At 49.3% G+C, this 25,175-nt stretch carries 19 protein-coding genes; 13 read left to right on the plus strand and 6 right to left on the minus strand.

Translation table 11 applies throughout. From position 1 onward, the window contains the following. Nucleotides 1–28 precede the first annotated feature (28 nt). From JNUCC31_RS16375 to JNUCC31_RS16385, 3 genes are all read left to right on the plus strand, one after another. On the plus strand, nucleotides 29–1,105 hold the full coding sequence (locus tag JNUCC31_RS16375) for an ABC transporter substrate-binding protein (RefSeq protein WP_192272603.1): 1,077 nt from the start codon (nucleotides 29–31) through the stop codon (nucleotides 1,103–1,105). A 115-nt stretch (nucleotides 1,106–1,220) separates the two neighbouring features. Beyond that, entirely contained in the window at nucleotides 1,221–2,906 is a 1,686-nt protein-coding gene (locus JNUCC31_RS16380) for an ABC transporter permease (RefSeq protein WP_192272605.1), read from the plus strand. Further along, nucleotides 2,903–4,465: an MBL fold metallo-hydrolase gene (locus tag JNUCC31_RS16385; RefSeq protein ID WP_192262467.1), complete on the plus strand. Its 1,563-nt coding sequence runs from the start codon at nucleotides 2,903–2,905 to the stop codon at nucleotides 4,463–4,465. The genes JNUCC31_RS16380 and JNUCC31_RS16385 overlap by 4 nt, the downstream gene beginning before the upstream one ends. 157 nt (nucleotides 4,466–4,622) lie before the next feature. Here JNUCC31_RS16385 and JNUCC31_RS16390 read toward each other — a convergent pair whose 3' ends face one another. From JNUCC31_RS16390 to JNUCC31_RS16400, 3 genes are read right to left on the minus strand one after another with little or no spacing between them, the layout of a single operon-like run. Further along, nucleotides 4,623–5,177, minus strand: a complete 555-nt coding sequence (locus JNUCC31_RS16390) for a GerMN domain-containing protein (protein WP_192262470.1) — start codon at nucleotides 5,175–5,177, stop codon at nucleotides 4,623–4,625. A gap of 41 nt (nucleotides 5,178–5,218) precedes the next feature. After that, on the minus strand, nucleotides 5,219–6,634 hold the full coding sequence (locus tag JNUCC31_RS16395) for an N-acetylmuramoyl-L-alanine amidase family protein (protein WP_192262473.1): 1,416 nt from the start codon (nucleotides 6,632–6,634) through the stop codon (nucleotides 5,219–5,221). Nucleotides 6,635–6,658: 24 nt separating this feature from the next. After that, nucleotides 6,659–7,483 (minus strand): hypothetical protein, encoded by an 825-nt coding sequence (locus JNUCC31_RS16400; protein ID WP_192262474.1) that lies wholly within the window; start codon nucleotides 7,481–7,483, stop codon nucleotides 6,659–6,661. A gap of 297 nt (nucleotides 7,484–7,780) precedes the next feature. Between JNUCC31_RS16400 and JNUCC31_RS16405 the strand changes: the two genes are divergently transcribed. Next, nucleotides 7,781–9,010, plus strand: coding sequence for an anhydro-N-acetylmuramic acid kinase (locus JNUCC31_RS16405; protein WP_192262476.1), 1,230 nt, complete (start codon nucleotides 7,781–7,783; stop codon nucleotides 9,008–9,010). Nucleotides 9,011–9,133: 123 nt separating this feature from the next. After that, a complete protein-coding gene (locus tag JNUCC31_RS16410; RefSeq protein WP_079348896.1) occupies nucleotides 9,134–9,973 on the plus strand; it encodes a MurR/RpiR family transcriptional regulator in 840 nt (279 codons plus the stop codon). A gap of 154 nt (nucleotides 9,974–10,127) precedes the next feature. Here JNUCC31_RS16410 and murQ read toward each other — a convergent pair whose 3' ends face one another. Next, nucleotides 10,128–11,033, minus strand: coding sequence for an N-acetylmuramic acid 6-phosphate etherase (gene murQ / locus JNUCC31_RS16415; protein WP_192262478.1), 906 nt, complete (start codon nucleotides 11,031–11,033; stop codon nucleotides 10,128–10,130). A gap of 22 nt (nucleotides 11,034–11,055) precedes the next feature. Then, nucleotides 11,056–12,018 (minus strand): N-acetylglucosamine kinase, encoded by a 963-nt coding sequence (locus tag JNUCC31_RS16420; RefSeq protein ID WP_192262480.1) that lies wholly within the window; start codon nucleotides 12,016–12,018, stop codon nucleotides 11,056–11,058. A gap of 309 nt (nucleotides 12,019–12,327) precedes the next feature. On the opposite strand from JNUCC31_RS16420, the gene JNUCC31_RS16425 reads away from it, so the two are divergent. From JNUCC31_RS16425 to nagZ, 7 genes are all read left to right on the plus strand, one after another. Further along, nucleotides 12,328–13,731, plus strand: a complete 1,404-nt coding sequence (locus JNUCC31_RS16425; RefSeq protein WP_228469037.1) for an ABC transporter substrate-binding protein — start codon at nucleotides 12,328–12,330, stop codon at nucleotides 13,729–13,731. Between the two features lie 55 nt (nucleotides 13,732–13,786). Then, entirely contained in the window at nucleotides 13,787–14,710 is a 924-nt protein-coding gene (locus JNUCC31_RS16430) for a carbohydrate ABC transporter permease (RefSeq protein WP_192262486.1), read from the plus strand. Between the two features lie 23 nt (nucleotides 14,711–14,733). Then, nucleotides 14,734–15,567: a carbohydrate ABC transporter permease gene (locus tag JNUCC31_RS16435; RefSeq protein WP_192262496.1), complete on the plus strand. Its 834-nt coding sequence runs from the start codon at nucleotides 14,734–14,736 to the stop codon at nucleotides 15,565–15,567. Nucleotides 15,568–15,704: 137 nt separating this feature from the next. After that, nucleotides 15,705–16,814: an ABC transporter ATP-binding protein gene (locus JNUCC31_RS16440; protein ID WP_192262509.1), complete on the plus strand. Its 1,110-nt coding sequence runs from the start codon at nucleotides 15,705–15,707 to the stop codon at nucleotides 16,812–16,814. Between the two features lie 432 nt (nucleotides 16,815–17,246). Further along, entirely contained in the window at nucleotides 17,247–17,957 is a 711-nt protein-coding gene (locus JNUCC31_RS16445; protein WP_192262511.1) for a hypothetical protein, read from the plus strand. Then, entirely contained in the window at nucleotides 17,957–19,123 is a 1,167-nt protein-coding gene (locus JNUCC31_RS16450) for a DUF1343 domain-containing protein (RefSeq protein WP_192262513.1), read from the plus strand. Before JNUCC31_RS16445 ends, JNUCC31_RS16450 begins: the two co-directional genes overlap by 1 nt. A 64-nt stretch (nucleotides 19,124–19,187) precedes the next feature. Further along, a complete protein-coding gene (gene nagZ, locus JNUCC31_RS16455; RefSeq protein WP_192262514.1) occupies nucleotides 19,188–20,873 on the plus strand; it encodes a beta-N-acetylhexosaminidase in 1,686 nt (561 codons plus the stop codon). A gap of 447 nt (nucleotides 20,874–21,320) precedes the next feature. Here the strand turns inward: nagZ and JNUCC31_RS16460 are convergent, their stop codons facing one another. Continuing rightward, complete coding sequence (locus JNUCC31_RS16460) at nucleotides 21,321–22,778, minus strand: serine hydrolase domain-containing protein (RefSeq protein WP_416234442.1); 1,458 nt, start codon at nucleotides 22,776–22,778, stop codon at nucleotides 21,321–21,323. A 208-nt stretch (nucleotides 22,779–22,986) separates the two neighbouring features. On the opposite strand from JNUCC31_RS16460, the gene JNUCC31_RS16470 reads away from it, so the two are divergent. Then, nucleotides 22,987–24,960, plus strand: a complete 1,974-nt coding sequence (locus JNUCC31_RS16470; RefSeq protein WP_192262521.1) for a methyl-accepting chemotaxis protein — start codon at nucleotides 22,987–22,989, stop codon at nucleotides 24,958–24,960. The last annotated feature ends 215 nt before the right edge of the window (nucleotides 24,961–25,175 follow it).

Here is a 25,175-nt window from a genome sequence, read left to right on the forward strand (position 1 = left end):
AATCAGAAACCAAGGGAGATGGAATGAGATGTTGGGTATGAAAACACGAAAAAAAAGCGCAATGCTGTTATTATCAGCGGTAATGAGTATCAGTTTGTTTGGATGCAGTACGGGTAATTCAACCACCGGGAATGCGGGTCAAGCTGCGGGGGAAGGCAGTAAGGCAGCTGCATCGGCGGAAACGACGAAACCAGCCGGTGGCAAGCTGGTGTTGTACAGTGCAGGGCCTCAGAAGCTCGCGGATAACATTATCAACGGATTCACAGCCAAGACAGGCATTGAAGTGGAGATGTTCCAGGGCACGACAGGCAAAATACTGGCTCGCATGGAAGCGGAAAAATCCAATCCGGTAGCGGACGTCGTTATCCTGGCCTCCCTGCCTTCAGCCCAAGCGCTGAAAGCGGATGGACTGACACTCCCGTATCCTGACGCGGAGAATGCAGACAAGTTGAACAAGGAGTGGTCGGATGCTGAAGGCAATTATTTTAGCTCCAGTGCTTCGGCACTTGGCATTGTCTACAATACCAAGCTGGTGTCCACGCCACCAACCAGTTGGGCTGAACTTGCAACACCGGCCTGGAAGGACGTAGTCAATATCCCGGACCCTACGCTGTCTGGTTCGGCGCTGGATTTCATTACGGGATACCTGAGTGTGAATGGAGATAAAGGCTGGGACTTGCTGGACAGTTACAAGGCGAACGGTGTAGCAATGGCAGGAGCGAATCAGGAAGCGCTTGACCCGGTCATTACCGGAGCGAAGAGCATCGTAGCAGCAGGTGTGGACTATATGGCGTATTCCTCCAAGGCTAAAGGTGAACCGCTGGACATCGTATATCCGGAGGAAGGGACTGTAATCAGTCCAAGACCGGCCGCGATTCTGAAATCGAGTTCGAATGTAGAGAATGCCAAGGCATTTATCGACTACCTGTTGTCCGATGAGGCACAAAAGCTCGTTGCAGATGCTTACTTGATTCCGGGACGTGAAGACATCGAGGCGACCAACCGGGCGAATCTGAAAGATATCCCGCAGCTCAAAGTGGATTGGAACTGGATGAGTGAACACGGAGATGAGACAGCGGCACGTTTCTCCGAGACTTTTAAATAAGATTATTTATTTTCCTGAGCATCTTTGAATTAGATATAACGGCTGGATCTTGAGAGTAATGGAAAGTAAGCAACATAGAGAGTGTCTTGTGGAAGTCATGTGAGGTGAAAGCATAGTGAAACCTGTTGTAGTAGACAACAACCGTATTTTTCGGAGAGTGGGCGTGATTCTGGCCCTCTTTCTGCTGACGATAAGCATTGGTGTACCGCTTTTGCTGATTTTCTGGCAAAGTGTGTATCCGAATGGGCAATGGGATTGGATGGCTCCCATTCGGACGATTACCGGCCATCACTTATCCGGGGTGCTGCTCAATTCGGTCTGGCTTGGCATCTGTGTGGTAGCTGTAACCACGCTGCTGGCGTTGCCACTGGCCTGGATGATGGCAAAGACCCGCATGGGACAGCATCGCTGGGTGGACGTGATCCTGATGATTCCGTTCATGACCCCGCCGTATATCGGCTCCATGGGCTGGATTCTGTTTATGCAAAAAGGGGGATACCTTCAGCAATGGGTGCCCTCCGCTGCAAGTTGGAGTGAGTTATTCTTCAGCTTCTGGGGCATGGTGCTCATTATGAGCTTGCATCTGTTCCCCTTCCTGTACCTGTTGCTTCGTGATGCGATCATTCGCATTGGAGGCAATCTGGAAGAAGCGGGAGCTGTGCACGGGGCACGTGCGGGATACCGGTTTAGACGCATTATTTTACCACTGCTGTTGTCTTCTTACGGCATGGGGATCATGCTTGTTTTCGTCAAAACGATTGCCGAATTCGGAACGCCAGCAACCTTCGGACGCAAGATTGGTTATTATGTCATGACCTCCGAGATCCACAAGTATATCTCCAGTTGGCCGATTGATTTTGGCAAGGCGACCTCGCTCGCTTCCGTGCTGCTGTCGGTCTGCCTGGTGATGTGGTACATGCAGTCGGCCATGAGTCGAAAGTTCACGTACCGTCTGGTCGGGGGCAAAGGCCAGCGTTCCAAACGATACTCCCTACGCGGCGGAGCGGGTTGGCTGTGCGGGTTGTATCTCGCGTTGCTGCTGATTCTGTCGGTGGGCATTCCGTATTTCTCCATTATTGCTGCGTCGACGATGAAACTGCGCGGGGCCGGATTGTCCTTCGACAATCTGACGCTGGATCATTACCGGGAGTTGCTGTCATGGGGATCAGTCAGTATGAAAGCCATCGGGAACAGTCTGGGGCTGTCACTAGCAGCTTCAACGGTTGCGGTTATTATCGGTACAGGTTTGGCCCTGACGATTGGCAAATCGTCTTCCTTGATAAAGCGTGTCATTGACCTGTTCAGTCTGCTGCCGAATACGGTACCGGGCATTGTCATGGTGGTGGGTCTCATCCTGTTCTGGAATTCACCATGGATGCCGTTCACGCTTTACAACTCGTACGGAATGGTTGTTCTGACGTATGTGGTGCTCTTCTTGCCGTACACAGTGCAGTATGTCAAATCAAGCTTCACCCAGATAGACGGAACGTTGTTCCAGGCAGGTCAGGTCTTTGGCGGAAGACCGTTGTATATTCTGCGACGCATTCTTCTGCCTCTGATTATCCCCGGTATGTTGGCCGGGTGGATGATGACATTTACGATTGCCACCCGGGAGCTGGTAGGATCACTGTTGATTTTGCCTCCATCGATGCAGACCTCGGCTACGTATATTTTTGCTCAATTTGAACAAGGTCAGGTCTCATTGGGGATGGCGATGGCCGTGGTTACTGTCGGTATGACGGTACTGATGCTGCTCGGCATCGAGGTTCTGAATTCGAAGAGAAAGTGGAATGCATCATGATCAAACTAAAGGTATGGGGCGGCGCCGGGGAGCACGGGCGCTCTGCCTATCTGCTGAGAGGGAGCCGGGTTCAACTTTTGCTGGATTGTGGCGTGAAAAAAGAAGGAGCCGGCGAGTACCCGTTGATTGAACCGGAAATCGTTAAAGAGCTGGATGTAGTTTTGTTGTCTCACGCCCATGAGGATCATTCTGTCGCTATTCCGTTGCTCTATAGGATGGGGTATGAGGGTGAAGTATGGACAACGCGGGAAACCAGAGAGCAATTAGACACCTACTTCAGAGCTTGGCGAAGAAATATGGAGAGGGCAGGACACACCCTCCCATATGAAGAAGGCGATGAACAACTGATTCGCTACCGATTTCTGGAGGATGAAGCCGAAGGTGGAACCTGGTTTGAAATGGTCCCTGGCGTCTCGGTGGTGTGGGGGCGTAGTGGCCACCTTGCAGGATCGGTATGGTTCGGACTGGAAATGGAGGATAGGCGGATATTCTATTCCGGTGATTACACCTCCGAATCCATGCTTTTGCAGGAGGATAGTCCAGCGGATGTATTGTGGCAGGCAAGGGTACCACGTAACAGGCATGGATTCGATGCTCCAGTTAGTCAACGTTGGAAAACGGATATACGAACCGTCGTGAATGGTGGGCATGTCTTGGCAGGAGAGCCATCCACGTCGCATACTCTTCCCTTTGCTGCATCCGAAGGGGTGTTACGATCCCATGTATCATTAGGTAGAACTGTGGAGCAAGAGGATGCCTATGCCGTATCCAAGGGAGTAGAAGTAAACAAAGCATCTTCAATCGGTCTGCTGGATTTGGTGATTATGGATGCCGCATATGGTACAGACCGCGATACGCAGGCCAACAAACTGGAGCAGCTGGAACAGGCCATTCATGAGACGATTGCTCGGGGTGGAAAGGTGCTAATGCCTATGCCCTCAGTGGGCCGTGGTCAGGAAATCATGCTGTGGGCACAGCAGCAGTTCCCGGACGTTCCAATTATAGTGGAACAAGGGCTGGTGGATGGGTTGAAACAGCTTCTACGTGCTCCATATTGGCTAAAGGAAGAGGAAGAACACATTCCAGGTGCCGTGAAGGAAGCGATTGGTTGTTTTTTGAAGGGGCATGGATGGGAGACGCCAGTGACAAAGGAAGAGCGGGAGCGGCTACTGAATCAGCATGGGGCCACATTGTGGTTCATTCCGGACGGGATGATGCAGTCCTCTCTTGCTCGCTGGTACTATAGCCAGTTTGCGGAGTATGAAAATAATCTGGTGCTGCTCACTGGGCATGTTTCTGCTGGCACCTATGCTCACAGGTTGTTGCAGAATCCTGCAAAACAAGGAGCGTGCGAGGTGCGGAAAATTCGTTATAAGGTGCATCAGGGCTGGAAGGATGTCGAGAAAATGCTGCATCAGGTTCCTGCGAGGCATACGGTGCTTGTGCATGCGGACAAGGAAGAGACGGATCGTTTGAGAGCGGGGTTACTCAGAGAACCACGTTTCTCGGGGAAAGGAATGCTGCATTCGCTATCTCCTGGAGATGAACTCTATCTGTAGGTTGGAGTTTTATAAGGATTGGATTATGCAGGGCGCCCGTGGGGGCGTCTTTTTGAATGTGGATTTTTATAAGAAATGCAGGATGAAAAGCTAGGCTTCTCATCCTGCATGGGAGATGACTCAAGGAGAGAATCATCCGATGTCTTTTAGAATTAGATTAGGGCTTGCGTTGAATAGGATGCTCCAGCTCTGAATGACCCATCAAGCTATCCAGGGCTTCACCGTCCACCAGTATATCGATACTTTCTACTTCATCATATTGAAACATCGTCTGGGTCAGTGCATCCAGTGCAAGCAATTCGCCACTGGTTCCCAATTTGGCCTCATCCGGAATATGAACATCCAAAGTGACTTTGCCCTCGCCGTACTGTATGGAGAGCAATTCAACCTTATCCCAGAGAGATACGAGCCCTGAATCGGTATTGTTTTGTAAAGCTTCAAATGTTTTTTTATATTTCTCGGAATCGTCCTTGTATTCAATTTCCTGCTCTTTTTTCTCAAGTTCCAGCACCTGTGAATCGGCGAAATACACATCAACCGTTTGTATGCTCATTGTGCCCAGATCCACCTTTGTTTCTGATTGATTTGGTGAAGGTCCCCCCTGTACAGCCGGATCGGCCGATCCGGATTCACTGACTGGCTTCTGAGCACAACCCATGCCAACAATCATGAAGAAGGATAAGACGAGTGCACATCCCAATTTCGTTTTCAATGGATCACATCCTCCAGCAAATTTACATTATGTTTTATCCTTTAATTTATACCCAGATATTCTTTAATCCCATCGGCTATCGCTTGGGCGGCTTTCATCTGAACAACATCGGACGACATCAGTTCTTCATCCACAACATTACTCAGGAATCCCACTTCCAAAAGTACAGCAGGCATGGTCGTATCTCTGATCACTTCCAAGTTGCCATTTTTCACACCACGGTCTTTGAGACCCAGGGCTTTAACCAAACGCTGATGAATGATATTGGCTAATTCCTTGCTGCTGCTCCGTTGATAGTAGAACGTCTCTGTACCTGTCGCGTGGGGTGATGACTCCACATTATTGCCATGGATAGATACAAATACATCCGCGTTTAATTGATTGGCGAGCCGAACACGCTCAGGGCGAGTGGGATAAGTATCACCGTCACGAGTCATGACTAATTCGATATCCGGCTCATTGAGAAGCAGTGCTTGTACTTTGAGAGCCAATGCCAGATTATATTCTTTCTCGGGTTTGTTGGTGATGCTGGTTGAACCTGGATCTTTACCCCCATGGCCGGGGTCGATGACAACAACCTTGCGTCCTGAGTCGCCTACAGGAGTTACAGGAACGGGTGTGACGTTATCTCCCGAAACATTTAGATCGATAATTAGTTTATCGGCAATGATGTTCTGGCTGTACTGTACATCCTTCACCTGATTCAATTCAACGACAATTCGGACTTGACCAGGGTCTTGTTTAAAAAGAGAATATCTAACTTCCGTTACATTGGGGTATGCGTCCACATCCAATTTGCCATTCATGTTTTGATTCAAAGGTTGCGATAGATCACCAAACACGGCTCCGGGCAGATCCACGACCAGACGATCGGGATTCTTCAAAGTCGTCATCACGGGTTTGGATTCACCATCCATAGACACGACGAGCTGATTGTTGGCAAATTGGATATCGGTAACCTGGGCTAACGAAGTTGGGTTGCCGTTCCCTGAACTGTTGCCAGGTTCGCTATTAGGCTCCTTATTGGTGTTCGTTAAGTATACGACTTTCTCCTTGTTGTCCCATTTCACTGTAAGCCCCATTTGTTCACTGACAAATCGAATGGGCACCACCAGAGTTTTATTCAAAATAAGTGGGGCTGTGTTCAGGGTAACTTGCTTGTCAGCAACCATGGCTTGTTTTTGATCTACGGTTAAAGATATCGTCTGGTCATCTTGCTGGATTTTTACATTGCGTGCTTGTTGATTCCAATCGACTTTGAATTTCAAATTCTCGGCAACGACACGAATCGGAATCATGACGTTCTTATTCACGATGGCCACCTGAACGTCACTTGGGAGGATTAATTCCTCACCGTCCAAAACAATTTTTGACGTGCTCACAGCGGCACTTCCCTCATTAGGGAGTACAACCAGAAAGAACAGACTCAAAAACAGAAGTAAAATCGTTTTTTTCATTATGCACCTCTACTATTTAGATCGTTACTGTATGGGATACTTATCCAGCTTGAACCATTCGGTAAACTCATTACGACTGATTTTCTTAACAGGCTTCACCTTGTTACTCTCTATGTTATATCTATAAAGTATCATTTGGTCGGATGGGTACTCACTGATGTAATCTAGTATTTTTCCGTTTTTTTGCCACAACATCAGGTTGGTACTAATATAATTGGTTGCCCTTGGTAGGTATTTGAAGCTCTCTTTCTGAACATTGTAGATGGCTAGTGAGCTCTTGGAGGGATCTCCGTATGAAAAGGCGATCTGATCTTCGTTGGGTGCCCAGTTATAGGTGGCAATGGTTTCTATGTTTTTCTTACCTGCTTTTTTCAATCGTTCATTTAATTCCATCACGTCACCCGTTTGAAGGTTAAGCAGCATCAGCGTGTTTCCTGCGCTACGTTTTGCGTGTATAGCAAGCCATGTATTGGAGTTGGAGGCAACAACACTTGTGATATCGAGCCAACTGTCCTCGAAATTACTCGTTTCAATCGTATGTTTCTGGCTCCCCTTGGTGACGACAATGGATTGAATTACGTTTTGTTCAAATGTGGGCTTACCTTCCAACTTCACTGTAGTAGCGGTTAAAGTCATATTTCCTCCTTTCCAGATGATTTTGTTGGTACTGTTGTTCCTTTTAAACGGTTTGATGCTTGAATAGATGGAAGGATTTACAGAAGTCTCATTAACGGAACGTTGTGAAATTAGTTCTGGTGCAGCTGGTTTAGCACCAACAATGGATGACGATGTAGTCGTCAACCCCCCCAGTAATAGCACTGTCGAAAACCAAATAGCAGCATGGTTCATCCTTATATCTCCTTCCACTTGTGACAGTTTATAACACCCAACATATCAATTCCAAAATATACCTCCATTATATAAACGGTAAAATTGTAAAAATGTTTCTTTTTTGATCGTTACTTATCTGTTTTTATTCATAGAAAGCATCCTGTGAGTATTCCAGCTGAGACAAAGGGTAGCTATGTTCGGAGTTGTGTAATTAAATTTCATAAAATATTTGACTTGTGAAATTTAATATCATATACTGGGTGAAATTATGGCAGGGTGACGTGTTCATCGGGTCTGGCGGGAGGTTGTGAATGGATGGATACAGGCAGCTATCCGATGTGGGAGCAATATCGCTTGAAACGGGAGCATTACATCATTGGACTGATGTCAGGCACGTCCCTCGATGGAACGGATGCGGCATTGGTGCGTATTTTGACAGATGAAAGCGGGGCACTAGAAAATATCGATCTGGTTGACTTCGTCTGCGTACCGTACTCCAATGAATTAAGAGAAGTGCTGATTCGATTATGTTCACCGGAGACGGCACGTGTGGATGAGCTGACGGCTGCACATTTTGGCGTATCGGAGTGGTATGCACACAGTGTCAGAGAGCTTATTCGGTCGTCAGGAATTACATCCGGGCAGGTGGATGCAATCAGTATGCATGGACAGACCGTATGGCACGCACCCGTTGCTTCGGCTTTTCCGGGGCCAACAGGCGAGATCCTTCCCGTGGTGTCCACGCTGCAGATTGGTGAATGCGCCGTTGTACGTGAACGAACGGGCCTGCCGGTGATCGGCAATCTGCGGGCACGGGATATGGCAGCTGGCGGGGAGGGAGCGCCCCTTACCCCTTATGCCGATGCGTTAATGTTTCGTAGCCCAACGGAAGGGCGACTGGTGCAAAACATCGGCGGCATTGGCAACGTGACAGTGCTTCCATCAGCGTCTTCTAATGAGGGTATTTCGGCTTTTGATACGGGACCTGGCAATATGGTGATGGACGCGATTGTACGCCAGGCGACAGGTGGGCGGCAGCATTATGATCCGAATGGAAGCATGGCCGCACAAGGGGCGTTTGATCAGGGTCTGGTGGATCTCTGTTTGGACGACGATTATTTCAAAAGGCTCCCTCCCAAGAGCACTGGACGTGAAGTATATGGTGCGGCATATGCAGTGCGCTTGATGGAAATGGCCTCTGCGCGTTCCTTATCCCTGGAAGATACGCTGGCTACCGCCACCTGTTTGACTGCGGAGACGATTGTGCGGGCAGTGGAGGATTTTGTATTGCCGAAGGTGCAAATTTCGGCCATGCTCGCCTGCGGTGGCGGCACTTCCAATGCCACGCTGATGGAGATGATCCGTCAGCGACTCCCGGAAGGCATCCGTTTGGAACGAACAGCGGATTATGGCATACCGGATGATGCCCGCGAAGCGATTGGGTTTGCCCTCCTTGGCCATGAGGCACTCATGGGCAGAACCAACACGCTCCCGGCAGTAACTGGTGCCAAACACGCCGTAATATCGGGCAACCTGACACTGTAGTTCAGCAAGGCTTTTGAATGAGTTGGATATCCAAGGGAGTTTAATCAATTAGACTCTATTGAAATTATAGGATAAAATGCTTGTACATGAAGGCAGTACGGAAAGGAGGAGCGGATGGAAGGCATGAAAGGTGGACTTGTACGTTTACGCGCATTAATGGATGACTTGACTCCGTCGGAACGAAAGATTGGAGCTTACATTCTGGATCATCCACAAGAGACGGTTCAGTCCTCGGTGGCACAGCTGTCTGAACGGAGCGGTGGCAGCCCGGCTGCCATTATCCGTCTCTGCAAATCGCTGGGTGTAACGGGTTTTCAGGAGCTGAAGCTGAAGATTGCCGGAGATCTGCAGACAGGTGAGCAATACCAATATACGGAGATTCGTCCCCAGGACTCCATGGAGAGCATTATTCAGCATGTGTCCGCAAACAATATTCAGTCGGTGAAGGATACCGTCCATATTTTGGACCCGCGTCTGGTGGAACAGGCAGTGGACGTGCTTCATCGGGCGAAACGAATCTTTTTCTACGGGGTGGGGGCCTCCAACCTGATTGCGCTGGATGCACACTATAAGTTCATGCGAATCAATCGCACAAGCTTTTCGTTCGCCGATCCGCATATGCAAATTTCGTCCGCAACGACGCTTCGCGAAGATGATGCGGTGGTATGTATCTCGTATTCAGGGGAGACTTCGAACGTGATCTCCTGTCTGAAGCATGCTCGTGAAGGCGGCGCTGCAACGATTAGCATTACCAAGTGGGGGAGCAATACGCTCAGCAGTCTGGCGGATGTGCCCCTGATGATTACTTCCACCGAAAGCGATATCCGGAGCGGAGCAACTTCATCACGGATTGCGCAGTTGAACGTGATCGACATTTTGTATCTGGCGATTGCCAGCCGCGACTACAACCAGTCGGTGGAATATTTGGAGAAGAGCCGGCAGGCTATTCTGGAGCATAAGTGAAGTAGAACCATATGAATCCCCTTTCTGTTTATACATACAGGAGGGGATTTTTTGACGAGAATTATATCCGCTTTTAGAATAAAAAAATTATAAAAAGAACCCAGACTAATGTCGGGCTCTTCTCTTTCAACCTCTAGAAATACCTCTGCATGGCTCAGGAAGGCCCTGCAATGGCGCTGCGGACAAATCCGTCAACCAGATCCAGCCTGCGCTGGGCTTCCACCGCGTCCACGCCTGCCATCAGCATGACGATTGCCGTTTTTACATGACCGTCTGCGCCGGCAAAAGCCTGTTCAATGTCCGCTTCATTCGCTCCGGTTGCCAGATGGATCATGCGTTTGGCCCGATGGACAAGCTTCTCATTGGAAGGATTCAGATCGACCATGAAATTACGGTAAACCTTGCCCAGACGAATCATGGCGGTCGTGGTCAGCATGTTCAGAATCATTTTCTGGGCGCTGCCTGCCTTCATACGTGTAGAACCCATGACAACCTCCGGGCCAACAACAGCCTCGATGCTTACATCTGCCAGTAGGGTCATCGGTGTACCTGCGTTGTTACTCAGACTGATCACAGTAGCTCCGATCTTTTTGGCGTGTCTCATCGCACCCAGCACATACGGCGTTCGCCCACTGGCGGCAATGCCAACCACGACATCGTTTTCGTCCAATCCATGTTCATCCAGGTCCGCAGCTCCTAATTCTTCGCTATCTTCAGCACCTTCCACCGGGTCTTTCACTGCCCGGAATCCTCCTGCAATAATGCCCTGCACCATAGAGGGAGGGGTTCCATAAGTTGGCGGACATTCTGAAGCGTCAAGTATCCCCAAACGTCCACTGGTACCTGCACCTACATAGAACAGCCTGCCGCCGGACTGGAATGCCTTCAATATGCGGTCCGCCGCTTGGGCAATGACCGGGATCAGGGGCTGAATGAGCTCTGCAATCCGTTGATCTTCCTTATTGATCAGTTCCATAATTTCTGCCGTTGGCAATTCATCTATGTGATCCGTTAGTGGATTGGGTTGTTCCGTTAATAATGAGTTCAGCATGTGATTCATCTGTATGGCCTCCTTCTCTCTTTTAAAATGATACATTCAGGGAACGGCGTCTTCTTGCCAGCAGTGCTGCACCTACCGATGGAGCAGGGGCATCTTCACGATATACAAATTCCAACTCTCCATAATATCCCGATAACTTCTGGATAAATGTATTTCGGAAAAGCTCAGCGTATCGAAACAGCGACCCGGACAGGACAACCTGAGTAGATGCAAATTCAGGATGACGGGCAATCAACGCTTTGGCGGTATCCGCCAATTGTAGAGCTTCATCGATGATCAGTGCCCGAGCAACCTCATCCCCCGAATCAGCAGCTTCTATAGCAAGACGGGCGATGGATGCTGTCTCGCTTTTGCCCCAATCAGCCTGGTACACCCGCGCCTTTAGCCCGGATATATCCCTAAGGTTCAGCTTCTGTATAAGAAGCGGAGTTAACCGGGTTGGAGGGAGAATGCCGTCATAGCTCTGCATGACTGCTTGAAGCACACGTTGTCCAATACGATATCCGCTCCCCTCATCTCCGAGCAGATGACCCCAGCCTCCTGCCCGGTACCGTTCTCCTTCCAGCGTAAATCCGTACACGATGGACCCTGTTCCAGAGATGCACAATACACCGTGAGTATGTCCGAGAGAGGCCATCAGGGCAATCTCTCCTTCGGATACAACCCAGACAGGACAGCTTTCTGATCCCTGTCGATTACGACTCTTCATATAGTTATTTACTGCGTCGGATATAAGTTGCCGTTCTTGAACTGTATCTACACCTGACATGCCGAGGCATATACCTTCACAATTTGTCGATAAATCACTTTTTAGATTAAATAGCTGTTCCAGCACTCGTTGCAGTTCGGAAAGGGCCTGTTCCAGTGGTACGCTGTGAGGATTCGTGGGACCGCCGCTGAGCCGGGCGAGAATTTCGCCAGATTCAGAAATGATTGCTGCATCAGTATTGGTACCGCCTCCATCCACGCCTACATATACTCGCAAAGTGGCTCACCTCGATTGCTTGAGTTTTCTTTTTACATAGTATAGAGGCATAAAATGAAAAAGTAAAATTAAATTTTATAATTAAAAATAATGTTGAATTTTTATTTCATAGCTCATATAATGAACTCAATCTACAATTTTGGAAGGAATTAATACTGTTAATGTCAACTAAGTTGACGCTATATTGCATTTAAGAGATTAATCCTGCGTACGTTCAGGTCTAATCCATAAGGGAGGTGCATTTTCCTTACTGCCACGCTCAATAGTCTGTTAAGCCGTTTAAGGATGGATGATTTCAAAAGGGGTAGCATGGTTAGGCAATGCAATTATCGGGAGACGACACGCGAAGGAGATGACGGGATGAAAAAGAAGGGTCTGGTATGGGCAATGTTGTTGATGATGGTCATGGTTACTGCCTGCGGGAATAGCGGGGGTGCTGCTTCAGATGATCCCAATGCAGAAGATACGGTGACCGTATGGACGTATCCAGTACATGGGACATATGAAGATGAACTGAAGGATCTGATCGTTGATTTCAATAAAGAACACCCAAATATTACCGTGAAGACGGAAATGCTCTCCTGGGCGGAAGGGCCCAAAAAATTCGATGTCGCTTTGAACGCGGGCAACCCGCCGGATCTTTACTTTCATAGTGTAGACGGCACATATGTGAATACAGGATTGGCACTTGAGCTGGACAGCTACCTGACACCTGAGATCAAGGATGACTATCTGCCAGGTACGCTTGAATTAGGTCAGATCCAAGGGAAACAGTACGGACTGCCGTTGTATCAATTCCAATGGGCATGGGGCGGCAACAAACGCATTCTCGAGGAAGCGGGCATGGACTGGAAATCGATTCAGCAAAATGGCTGGACCTGGTCCGAATTCAACGCTGCCGCAGCCAAGCTGACCAAAACGCTGGATGGCGGGGCTAAACAATATGCACTGGTTACCGACGGAACCTCGCTTGATTTCATTGAAATGCTGTCCCGAAACAACGGCATGATTGACGTTCTCGACAAAGCCGGCACGTTCCAATGGAATGATGGCCGTATTCTGGATACGCTCACTTTTATCAAAAATCTGATGGATCAAGGGTATATGCCGAAGGAAACGGCTGCACTTGCTCCAGCCAAACGGACGGATATGTTCTACGCCGGTGAAACGGCGATCATCTCCAAAGCGATTCCTTATTATGATGTGATGATTCAGAACCGCAACAAGGATATTGATGACGGCAAGGTACAAGGAGAGAAAATTGATTTTGTTCTGCTGCCTGTACCGCATAATGACGATCAACCTGCGGCGACAACGATGGGCGGCGAAGGATATGTAGCCTTCAAACAAAAGAAGGACAAAGGCGAGCAGCATGCCAAAAATACGTTCCTGGTGATGGAGGCGCTCAGTGGTGCCAAAGCAGGGAACTCGGCTAATGAATTGGCTCTTCCATTCGTAAGACAATCCCAGGTGGATCTGTTTAAAGGAAAAGAACTTGGTCAAGCGGATAATCTGGCTGCTGCGAAAGTCATGGCAGAGGATATTGCTATGCCGGTTGTACTGGAACTGGATATCGACAAAGCATCACAGCAAAAACAATTCAAGGAACAAGTGGTGAAGCCTAACATTCAGGCACTGTTCTCGGGTGAGAAAACACCGGAGCAGATCGCAGAAGACTTCAAGAACAAAGGCCAGCAGATGTTCGGACAATAACTTGGACAATCAAACATAACGTATAACCACACTGATTAGGAGAGGAGGATTCGCCATGCAGACCGCCCTTGCGCCAAAACCGTCTGTGCCTCGGACCTCCCGGGCTGCCCGGTTTTGGCGAGACTACGGGTGGGCGTATTTGTTCATTTTGGCGCCTGTCCTGCTGTTTCTCATTTTCACACTGTATCCCGTTCTGACGGCTCTCGTGATGAGCTTCCAGAAATACAACATTATGAACTCGACGTGGGTTGGATTGGATAACTACGAGCGACTGGTGAAAGATGAGACGTTCTGGAAGTCGATTAAAAATACACTCATCTTTACGGTAGGTACCGTACCAGTCAACATCCTCATTACATTTGTGCTGTCCTACTTCATCTTCCAGATGAAAAGCAAGTGGCAGACGTTCTTCAAAGCAACATTGTATCTGCCTGCGGTAGCATCCGGGGTAACGATTTCCATCGTATGGCTGGCGATCTTCGATCCAACCGATTCGGGACTGCTGAACCGCTTCCTCGGTCTGTTCGGCCTTGATCCGGTGATCTGGCTGGGCCAGTCGGGAACGGCACTATTTTCACTCATTCTGATGAACTGGCTCGGATCGCACGGAGCGGGTATTATCCTGTACCTGGCAGCCATGGGCGGTATTCCAAAGTCGTTGTACGAAGCGGCAGATATTGATCATGCCAGCGGCTGGACCCAGTTCAGCAAAATTACATGGCCGCTCCTCAAACCAACGACGCTATATCTGCTCGTGACAGGTGTGATTACGTCCTTCCAGGTGTTCATCTCGGTATATCTGATGACACAGGGTGGGCCGAACTTTGCGACCACAACGATTGCTTACCTGATCTACGAGACGGCATTCAAGTTTTATGAGTTCGGATTGGCTTCTGCACAGTCGTTCGTACTGGCGATTATCATCATTGTCATCTCCGTCATACAGTTCAAATATTTCTCCAGCGATATTGAGTATTAAGCATCCGGGGGTGAATGAAATCCATGAAATCAACTCAGAAAAAGACACTGCTTGTTGTTGCATCCATTCTGCTGGTGGTCTGGGCACTGGTGACGGTCATTCCGATGTACTGGATGCTGGTCGGTTCGGTGCAGGATAGTGCGATGTCGGCATCCTTCAAACCGCAGATGATCCCGGAGCAGCTGTCGTTATCACCATATGAGCGCTTTTTTGCCAAAACCGATGCCTGGCGCTGGTTATATAACTCGCTGCTTATCTCGGTCATTCTGACCGTGACGAATGTGTTCTTCGCCTCCCTGGCGGGATATGCGTTCGCCAAACTGAAATTCCCGGGAAGTCAGGCGGTATTCTGGACCTTACTGGGGACGATGATGATTCCGGCACAGGTGACACTGATTCCCTTGTACATTCTGATGGTCAACGTGTTTGACATGGGGGATACGTATACGGCCATTATTCTGCCTGCGGCTGTCAGTGTGGGCAATATTTTCTTAATGAAACAGTTCATGTCGACACTGCCCACATCGCTGATTCATGCGGCACGTATTGATGCATGCAGCGAGTTCGGCATCTTCTGGAAAGTGATTCTGCCGATGGCGAAGCCGGGGATCGCGGTGCTGGCGATATTCACGTTTGTCGCTTCGTGGAATGAATTTTTCTGGCCATTCCTGATCACTAATTCCAACGAGATGCGCACCGTTCAGGTGGGGCTGGCTTCGTTCGTATTTGCCGAATCAACGGACTTCGGCGCCATGATGGCAGGGGCAACGATTGGTGCACTGCCGATGATCATTCTGTTTTTCTCGCTGCAACGTTATTTCCTACAGGGCATTACGATCGGTGCGGTAAAAGGTTAACTCCTATATATGTTCAACTAAACATTTACACTAACAGCGATCGGAAGGTTGTTCTGTCATCGGAGTGCCAGTGTAAATAATCATTAGTTGAACTTATATAGTTCAGGACAAGCGACAACGTAAAGGGGGATCTACCTATGGCACGCGTGGAGTTTCGCCAAGTGCGCAAAGAATTCAAAGACGATCATAAAGGAACGTTCACGGCTGTGGCCGGCTCGGACTTTGTTATAGAAGATAAGGAATTCGTGGTTTTTGTGGGTCCTTCAGGTTGTGGCAAGACGACGTCACTGCGGATGATTGCGGGACTGGAAAAACAGACGAGTGGCGATATTGTCATCGGGGAACGGGTTGTGAACGATCTGCATCCGAAGGATCGGGATATCGCAATGGTATTTCAGGATTATGCACTCTATCCGCATATGACCATCCGTGAAAATTTGTCCTTTGGCCTGAAAAATCTCAAGAAGCCAAAGTCCTATATCGATGAAAAGGTACGGAACGCTGCCTCCATTCTGGGACTGGAAGCAATGCTGGAGCGCAAACCGCGCGAGCTGTCCGGTGGTCAACGCCAGCGTGTGGCGGTGGGCCGGGCAATCGTCCGTGATCCGCAGGTGTTTCTGTTTGACGAGCCGCTCTCCAATCTGGATGCCAAGCTGCGGGTGCAGATGCGGGTGGAATTGGGTGAACTGCATAAACGGCTCGGTGCCACGATTGTATACGTCACGCATGATCAGGTGGAGGCCATGACACTCGGGGAGCGCATCGTGGTCATGAATCATGGAGATATTCAGCAGGTAGCTTCACCGAAAGAACTGTATGCGAGTCCGCGCAATATGTTTGTTGCCGGATTTATCGGTTCCCCGGCGATGAACTTCATTGATGCCCGGATCGAAGGTACACAGGTCGTCGTGGAGGGAACATCCTTCACCTTGCCAGAGGATGTACTCGCTCGTCTTCAGGGTTATCAGGGTAGGCAGGTGATTATGGGCCTGCGTCCAGAGCATATTTTTGGTGACGACGTCGCTCCGAATATCCCGACAGATCATATGCTGAAGGCGCGGGTCCAGGTAGTGGAGCACCTGGGTTCCGAGAATCTGGTGTATTTCCATTCGGGTGCCCGTACTGTTACGGCTAAGGTCCACCCGGAAACACATGCTTATGTAGGCATGGACAAAAATTTTGTACTGGACCTGCGTAAGGCGCACTTTTTTGACCCGGAGACGGAATTGGCGATTGGACGGGAGTAAGCGGGGCTGTTCTAAAAGCAATGAGCGTGAATGTGTACTATTCTTTGCTCGTTATGATTTTGTTTTAAGGAACCTTACACACGTTATTCGCTCCCATTTGCACCGGTTTGAAATGTAACGAATCACAGAGACGTTATTTACTCGAGGATGTTGTTTTTTAGGCTCTGACGCCTTGTTTGTACCGAAATAACGGCACTGAAGTTCGTTAAAATTAGCATGCCTCGAAAATCCGTCGTTTAAGGTGCGGTAGATTCGTTAGCACGTTGCAAGTTGGGTACAACATACTAACCGGCGGTGCTGTCAAGCCAACCGAAATGGGGAGCCCTTTTAAGACAGCCCTTGTAGGCGAACGCTTCGCTTCTCCAGATTTGTTCTGTTTTCTCCGTTATCGTATAAATGTTTAGTCCAACTTATATAGAAGGGAGAATAAAAATGCGTAAGCTGAGTGAAGTGTTGGTCAAGTCGGGGGCGGAAATCTATCGGGATATTATTCCGGTCGCCCTGTACAGTATTGTCAGCTCCATCGTGCTGGTGCCCGTTCTAATGTTTGCTCCGCTACCGATCGCGGTGTTACTGCTGGCCGTGATGTATATGCCAATCCTGTTTGGTGTCAGTTATGCCGTACATCACAGGCTGGAACGAAGGGAACGCCGCAACGGGCTTAAGGATATTTGGAACGGAACGATGAAAGGATTTATCCCTGGAGGGGCAGTAGGTGTGCTTTTCGCCTTGCTTGGCTTCATTCTCTGGTCAACCTGGTGGTATTACGGCGGACAGGGCGGGATTACAGGTACAGCGGTGAGCATGTTCCAAACATTCTTTGTCCTCATGGCGTTGATGTCGCAGTTCTATACCTGGCAGCTTGTCTTGCAAAAGAACATGGGCATCTTTCAGGCGATGGGGGAAAGTGTGAAGCTATTCTTCCGTCATCCGGGGTACACGATGGGAGCCTGTTTTCAGGCATTATGTCTAACGGCCCTGTTGATGCTGACGGTTGTTGGCTTCGGAGCGTTGTTCGCGGGCATGTTTGCCATCTATCAGTATAAGGTCGCCCTTAATGTGCTCGAACCTGAAGAGGAACCTGTCCCATCCAGCGGCAATGACCACCAACATGGCGGGTGGATAAGTCAGGGGAATGTGTAATGGGCGTCAGAGCTGGAGTTGATCTTCTGTCGGGAGGGCTCTCTCACCCATGGTTAACGGATGCATGTATTGGCCTGATGACAAATCCCACGGGTATTACGGCTGATTTCGTCTCTACCGTGGATGTTTGTGCTGGATTGGCAGATGCCAAGCTTACTGCGCTTTATGCTTGTGAGCATGGATTAAATGGTGAGCTTCAGGCGGGCGTACGGTTCGGGGACACGCTGCATCCAAAGTTAGGTATTCCGGTATTCAGTCTTTATGGGTTACACAAGAAGCCTACGCCTGCGATGCTGGCCGAAGTGGACACCGTGCTGTTTGATATCCAGGATGTCGGCGTCCGTTATTACACCTATGCATCGACCTTGTTCCACATGATGCAGGCCTGTGCTGAAACGGGCAAACGACTGCTCGTGCTGGACCGTCCCAATCCGCTGGGCGGGGATGTGGTGGAGGGCGGCTTGTTGAGCGCGGGGTATGAATCACTCGTTGGTGCCTGGCGTGTTCCTGTCCGCACCGGACTGACGGTCGGTGAGCTGGCCCTGTTGGTGAACAGTGAGCTGGACGTCCCCTGCGAATTGGATGTAATTGCGATGGAAGGATGGCAACGCTCCATGGAGTTTACGGACTGTAATTTGCCCTGGATGCTGCCTTCTCCCAATATGCCTACACTGGACAGTGTACGGGTGTATGCGGGTACGTGTCTGTTTGAAGGTACCAATGTCTCGGAGGGCAGAGGTACGACCCGCCCATTTGAATGGATTGGAGCACCGTGGGTAGACGGTGAACGACTTGCGGAACGCTTTCGGGAACACAAACTGGAGGGTGTACATGTGCATCCGGTGTACATGTCGCCAACCTTCTCCAAGTATGCGAGTGAGCTATGCGGAGGTGTGAGGATTTTCGTGACAGACAGCAGCGTATTCCGGGCGGTAGACACAGGGCTGGTGCTTTTGCATGAGCTGGCATCGCTCTACCCGGAGCAATTTCGCTGGTTGGAGCCACCGCAGCCGGGTTCCCGCTATTTTATTGATCTGCTGACCGGAGGCAGGGAAGTCAGAGATGTCATTCATAACCGGGAAGAATTAGTTCGGTTGATAAAAGCATGGAATGTAAAGGCAGAGGAATGGAAGGAGCGGCGGAAGCCGTTTTTGCTATACCCATAAAGAGAAATGTTCATAGATTATTACGTCATGTACGGATGATGTTGTTATCGGGAGGAGGTATGGAATGAGTGGGCAGAAAGAGCAATACCAGTTAAAGCTGAAGCAAATGACCTTGCGTGAGAAAATCGGGCAAATGCTGCTATGCGGCTTCCATGGTACCGAGGCTGCCGGGGATGTGGATGCTTTTCTCCGAAAGTATCCCGTTGGCGGCGTAATCTATTTTGCGCGCAACGTGGAGTCACCGGATCAGGTAGAGCGGCTATCGTCGGGGCTGCAACGGATTGCTGTCGATAGCGGTAATGTGCCGCTCTGGATATCCATTGATCAGGAGGGTGGCATGGTAGCGCGGATTACCGAAGGGATTGCCTTGATGCCGGGACAGATGGCGATTGCCGCAGCAGGTTCCATCGAAGATGCATACCAGGCAGCTTATATCAGCGGAATGGAGCTGAGGTCTCTGGGAATTAACATGAACTTTGCTCCGGTCCTGGACGTAAACAACAACGCCGCCAATCCGGTAATCGGTGTGCGCTCATTTGGGGAATCACCGCAGTCCGTGGCAGCGTACGGTGCAAGAACCGTAGCGGGATTACAGGATGCATGCATTTCGGCGACGGCCAAACATTTCCCGGGCCACGGGGATACGGATACTGATTCGCATCTGGATCTCCCGGTCATCACCCATGATCGGGAACGGGTAGAGCGTATGGAACTGATTCCGTTTCGGGCTGCCATAGCGGCAGGTGTCGATGCGATGATGTCAGCGCATATTTATTTTCCGGCTCTGGAACCGGAGCGTCTGCCTGTTACGCTATCGCGAGCTGTCTTAAGCGGATTGCTTCGTGAGGATCTGGGTTATGAAGGTATGATTGTGACGGATTGTATGGAGATGGACGCGATTGCTGTCAACTATGGGACTGTCGATGCAGCCGTGATGGCGGTGGAGGCCGGTGCAGATCTGGTGTTGATCAGTCACACAGCCAACCTCCAGGCAGGAGCCTTTGAAGCGTTGGTAGCAGCCGTCCAGAGCGGACGAATCAGCGAGAGTCGTATCGATGAATCGGTAACCCGTCTGTTGATGTATAAGGCAAAACGGGGTCTGCTGGATCATGGAATGGGTGCACATGATAATGAAGTGCGAGGCGGGGTATCGACTCCATTCTCCCCTGAGGCGTCAAAAGGTCCAGCTCCATTCAAGTTCCCAGAGCGTAACCATACGTTACACCAAAAGGTGGCCCGACGAATCAGCGAGAACAGCATCACTTTAGTGATGGATCAGCTGAATATGCTGCCTTTGAAACCGGAACGTACGCTGGTCATTACGGTTGCCACATCGGTGACGACGATTGCCGACGAACAGCTGACTCAGGTGGTTACCCTGGGCTCGGCTTTGTCACATTGCGGACTGGATGTTGTGGATATAACGGTCACCCCAGAGGAAGTTGCCATTTGTTCAGCCCGCCTGCTTCAAGCTGCGGAAGAGGATAACATTCGCCAGATTGTCGTGGGGACGTATAATGCAGGCAGTGTCTCTGGTGATCCGCAGTGCAGGTTAATCGGCTGGCTGCAGCAATTGGGCAAGCCGCTGGCTATTGTGGCACTCCGTAGTCCCTATGATCTGCTGGCGATCCCGGAGGTGCAGGTCTATGTGGCTGCGTACGAGAGCAGACCGCTTGCCATGGATAGCGCCGCTCGGGCGCTGATGGGGCGTATTCCTTTTGTCGGTAAGCTTCCTGTGTCCGTTAAATAGAAGGTTCTTGAATGAAACGAATGAAGCCAATGAAACGATAGTAGGAGTTCGGAACATAAAGATATGAGCGACAAAAAACGGCTATAAAAAAAGCCAACCCGCATTCTATGGTTGACCTAATCATACGTAGGGGCTGTCCCATAAGTCATGAGCATGACGGGGTCAGCCCTTTTTGGTGTTATGTTTAAAGAATCAAGCGCGTCCTATTTGCTCCCATTCATACAGGTCTGAGGTGTAACGAATCGTAGAGCCGTTATCTCGTCATTTTTTTCGATTTTCAAGGTTCTAACGCCGGTTTATGAAGGGATAACGTTGCTGAGATTCGTTAAGCTTTTCATTCCTTGAGAATCGGACTTTTAAGGTGCAGTAGGTTCTTTAGCACTCGGAGCGGGAGAAAGAAAGCCCCTTTAAGAACAGCCCTTTCACTGTATAGACGAATTATCGTGATTAGTTCAGATTCAGAGCCTCAGCTGTCTTTGCCTCGACGTCATCCAAAAGTGAAGTCATGTCCATACCTGCATGGTTACCGAGCAGAATAATGGTAATATCATCAGATAGATTGCGTGAAAAGGCTGTAGCGAAACCGCCGCCGCTACCGTTATGGAAGACAGTGCGATTTTCATTTTTTTTCTTGAGAATCCAAGCGTAGCCATAGTTTTTATCCGAATATGGCTTGTACATCTGTTCAATTGTATCCTGACTCAGAATCTGATCACTGTACAACGCACGATCCCATCTCAGCATATCGTCCACGGTAGAGTAGATCGTTCCTGAACCAGATTGTGAAACATAATAAGGGGCAGTTACCCACTTGTTATCCTTCGCAACGAATCCGCTAATGGTATGGACTTTGCGGGAGGCTTCACCGGAATTGTTCATGCCCAGCGGCTTCAAAATAGTCTGCTGTACATAATCGGCATAACTCATGCCGGACACCTGTTCAATGACATAAGCGAGCAGGACATAACCGCTGTTGCTGTACAGATAGGCACTGCCAGGTTTGAATTTCAACGTTTTGTGCCGGATTTCCTCTACCGTTTCTTCCAATGGAGTACCTTCACCCCGTCCGAAGGCGGATGGAAGACCTGAAGTTTGGGATAACAGCATATGCAGGGTGATCTCGTCACCCTTCGGTATACCGGAAATGTAGTTGGAGATAGGGTCCTGGACATCCAGCTTTCCTTTTTCCGCCAAGCTGAGAATAGAGGCCGCAGTGAAGGATTTGCTCAGTGAAGCAATCCTGGTCTTCTGATCCGGACGATTCAGTGTCTGTTCATCCGCAAGTCCGTAGCCCTGGCGAAGAAGTACTTCACCTTTGCGAGCGATCAGTGCCATACCTGGATAATGTATTTCACGCAAGTAACTGTCTACACTGGCGACTTCATTGTTCAGAAGGCTTACTTTATCTGTTTCAATATTAACGCTCATTTGTCCTGAAGCCATACGTTGCACCTTGATGTCGGCTTTCAGTGCGTTCGCTACCAGCCTTACCGGTACCATCAAAATACCGTTCACCGTTCTGGAACTCACACTGGAGGTCAGGTGGACATGGTTGACCTTCATGGATTCGCTGCCAGCTTGATGAACGAGCTTGTCCCGACCATAGGTGATGGTTGCCGTTTTGGTAGGGGCGTTCCACTTCAGAGTACCCTTAACGGAATCAACGACATCCCGGAGCGGTACAAACGTGGTTCCTTTGATGATCAGCGGTTGGTTCTTCCAGGATTGTTGTTCACCATTAACTTTAATATGAACGGTCTGTTCCAGCGTTGCTGCGGATGCTGCCGCACCGAATTGACCCAGAACGGGACCAGCAACCAGAATGAGTGCAAATAAGATGCGGAAAATGGATGAATAGATAGGGGTAACAGGATGTTTCAGGTGGGAATTGCGTAAGATTCGAATCCTCTCCTTCCAATCGTTTCATGGATCGCCAGCTTATGAGCATTGTAAACGATCTCGCAGAGAGGGTCAAAACGGGGAAAGAGCATAATCTTTTATTATCCTAACAGAAATAATAAAATTTCGAATGAATTTAGTATTCATACATAATATTTTCACCGGGTCTGTCCGATAAAAAGAAGGGTGAAGATATTGATGGGGGATAGTTATAATGAAGAAAAGGATTCGCAATTGGTTTACATTAACCGTAAAGAAACGTCTGATTGCTGCGCTGCTCCTGTTCCTGATTGTACCGAGCATTAGTGTGGGGTGGTTATCTTATCAAAAAGCAGCAGACCAAGTCAGGGAAGAAATTATTCGTTCCGCACAGGCAAAAACGGAGATGCTTAGTCTGCAAATTACTCAAATGCTGGATATGGAGAAGGATAACGCAGCGCAGTTTGCCGCGGGTATTACTTCAACAGATATAATCAATAAATCACCAGCTGTTCAAAGACAAATGGATCGTATGTCCAAGGCTCACAAAGAATTGGGTGTATTAACCGCGGGTGCTGAAGATGGTAGCTGGATGAAATCACCTGATCCAGGTCAGCAGATCTATGATCCGCGCGAACGCAGCTGGTATACGATGGGTATGTCACAAGACGAACCCATTATCTCGGACACGTTCCAGTCGGTAACCACGGGTGAGTGGGTTGTGACTGCGGCCGCAAAGCTGTCCGATGGCAAAGGGGTGTTTGGTGCCAATGTCAGTCTCAACCATTTGAAAGAATCCGTGGATAAGATACATATTGGTGAAAAGGGAAAACTGTATATGCTGGATAACGGCGGAAAGTTCCTGTTCCATTACAAGATCGAATCAGGTGTACAGTCCGATGAGAGCTATATTCATGAGATGTATAAAAAAGATGCCGGAACCGTGAAGTACACGTATGATGGACAGGAATTGGAAGCTGTGTATTATACGAACCCCGAAACCGGTTGGAAAATTGTTGGTGAGATGATTCCTTCCGAAGCGGCTGATGCGGTGAGACCGATCTTGATTCGTGCCTTCACTCTGGTAGGGAGTTCGCTGATCATTGGTTTGATTCTGCTGGTATTCATTATTCGCAGCATTCACCGTCCATTGTTGCAGCTGACGCAGGCAGCTTCCCAAGTAAGTGCTGGCGATCTGACTGTTCGGGTGGGATTACAGCGCCGGGACGAGTTTGGTTTACTCGGGGAAAGCTTTGATACCATGACTTCTTCGCTCCGAGACGTTCTTGGAGAAGTACATGATACGTCGAGCCAATTGGCGGCTTCCTCTGAGGAATTGATGGCGAGTTCTGAACAGACATCCAAGGCAACCGAGCAGGTGGCTGAACTGATGCAGGATGCAGCGGCAGGGACGACTAAACAAAACGATAGCCTTGCTGCAACTGGACAACTTGTAGGTGAGATGTCCATCGGAATCAAGGAAATCTCATCAAGTGCCGAAGATACCGCTCGTATCGCTGTTGAAGCCTCTACCAAGTCAGAAGCGGGAATGGTTACGGTGGAAGAGGCAGTGACTCATATTCAGCAGGTGAATGATGAGAGTGAGGCCATGGTTGCGGTCATTCAGGATCTCCGAGCCAAAAATGAAGAGATTCTAGACATCGTGGCCGAAATTACGGCTATTGCCAAACAGACCAATATCCTTGCCTTGAATGCTTCCATTGAAGCATCAAGAGCTGGTGAACAGGGACGTGGGTTTGCCGTCGTCGCTAATGAAGTGAAGTCGCTGGCCAACAATTCGGGCAGTGCTGCTGAACGAATTAATGAACTGATGCGCGAAATGCAAGAGAAAACAAATGCAGTGCAGTCTACCTTTGCCCGTACAGGAGAAGGAATGATCAAGGGCTCGCAAATGATTACGGAAGCTGGCGAGGCATTCAGAGATATTCGAAATTCTGTACAGTTGGTTGCAGCACAGGCTGGTGAAGTGTCGGCAGCATCCCGTCAGATTGATGGGGGCATGAGTCATGTGACCAAGGCAGTCAATGACACGATTGTTCTATCCGATCAGATTGCCTCAGGAACCGAAGATGGTTCAGCTGCTGCACAGGAGCAGCTCGCTACGATGGAAGAGGTCGCAGCTTCTTCGGCGGCATTGTCCCGTATGGCTGAAGACCTGCAAAGCATGATTGAGCGTTTCAAGTTATAACAGAAGGCTAACGGAGACTGCCGCGTCTTAAAAGACGGAAGTCTCGGACCTGGGTAAATCAGAGCGCATCGCCCTGTACCGGGCTCACTAGAGTAAAATAAAGCTAAAGAAAAGGGTTGTCCTACGTCATGCTGATGACTTCGGACAACCCTTTTTGTATTGGAGCGTTCTCTATTTATTTTTATGGATAACATACATAGGGCACTTCCCTTGAC

Origin of the sequence: Paenibacillus sp. JNUCC-31 (assembly GCF_014844075.1) — a bacterium.
Classification (GTDB): Bacteria; Bacillota; Bacilli; order Paenibacillales; family Paenibacillaceae; genus Paenibacillus.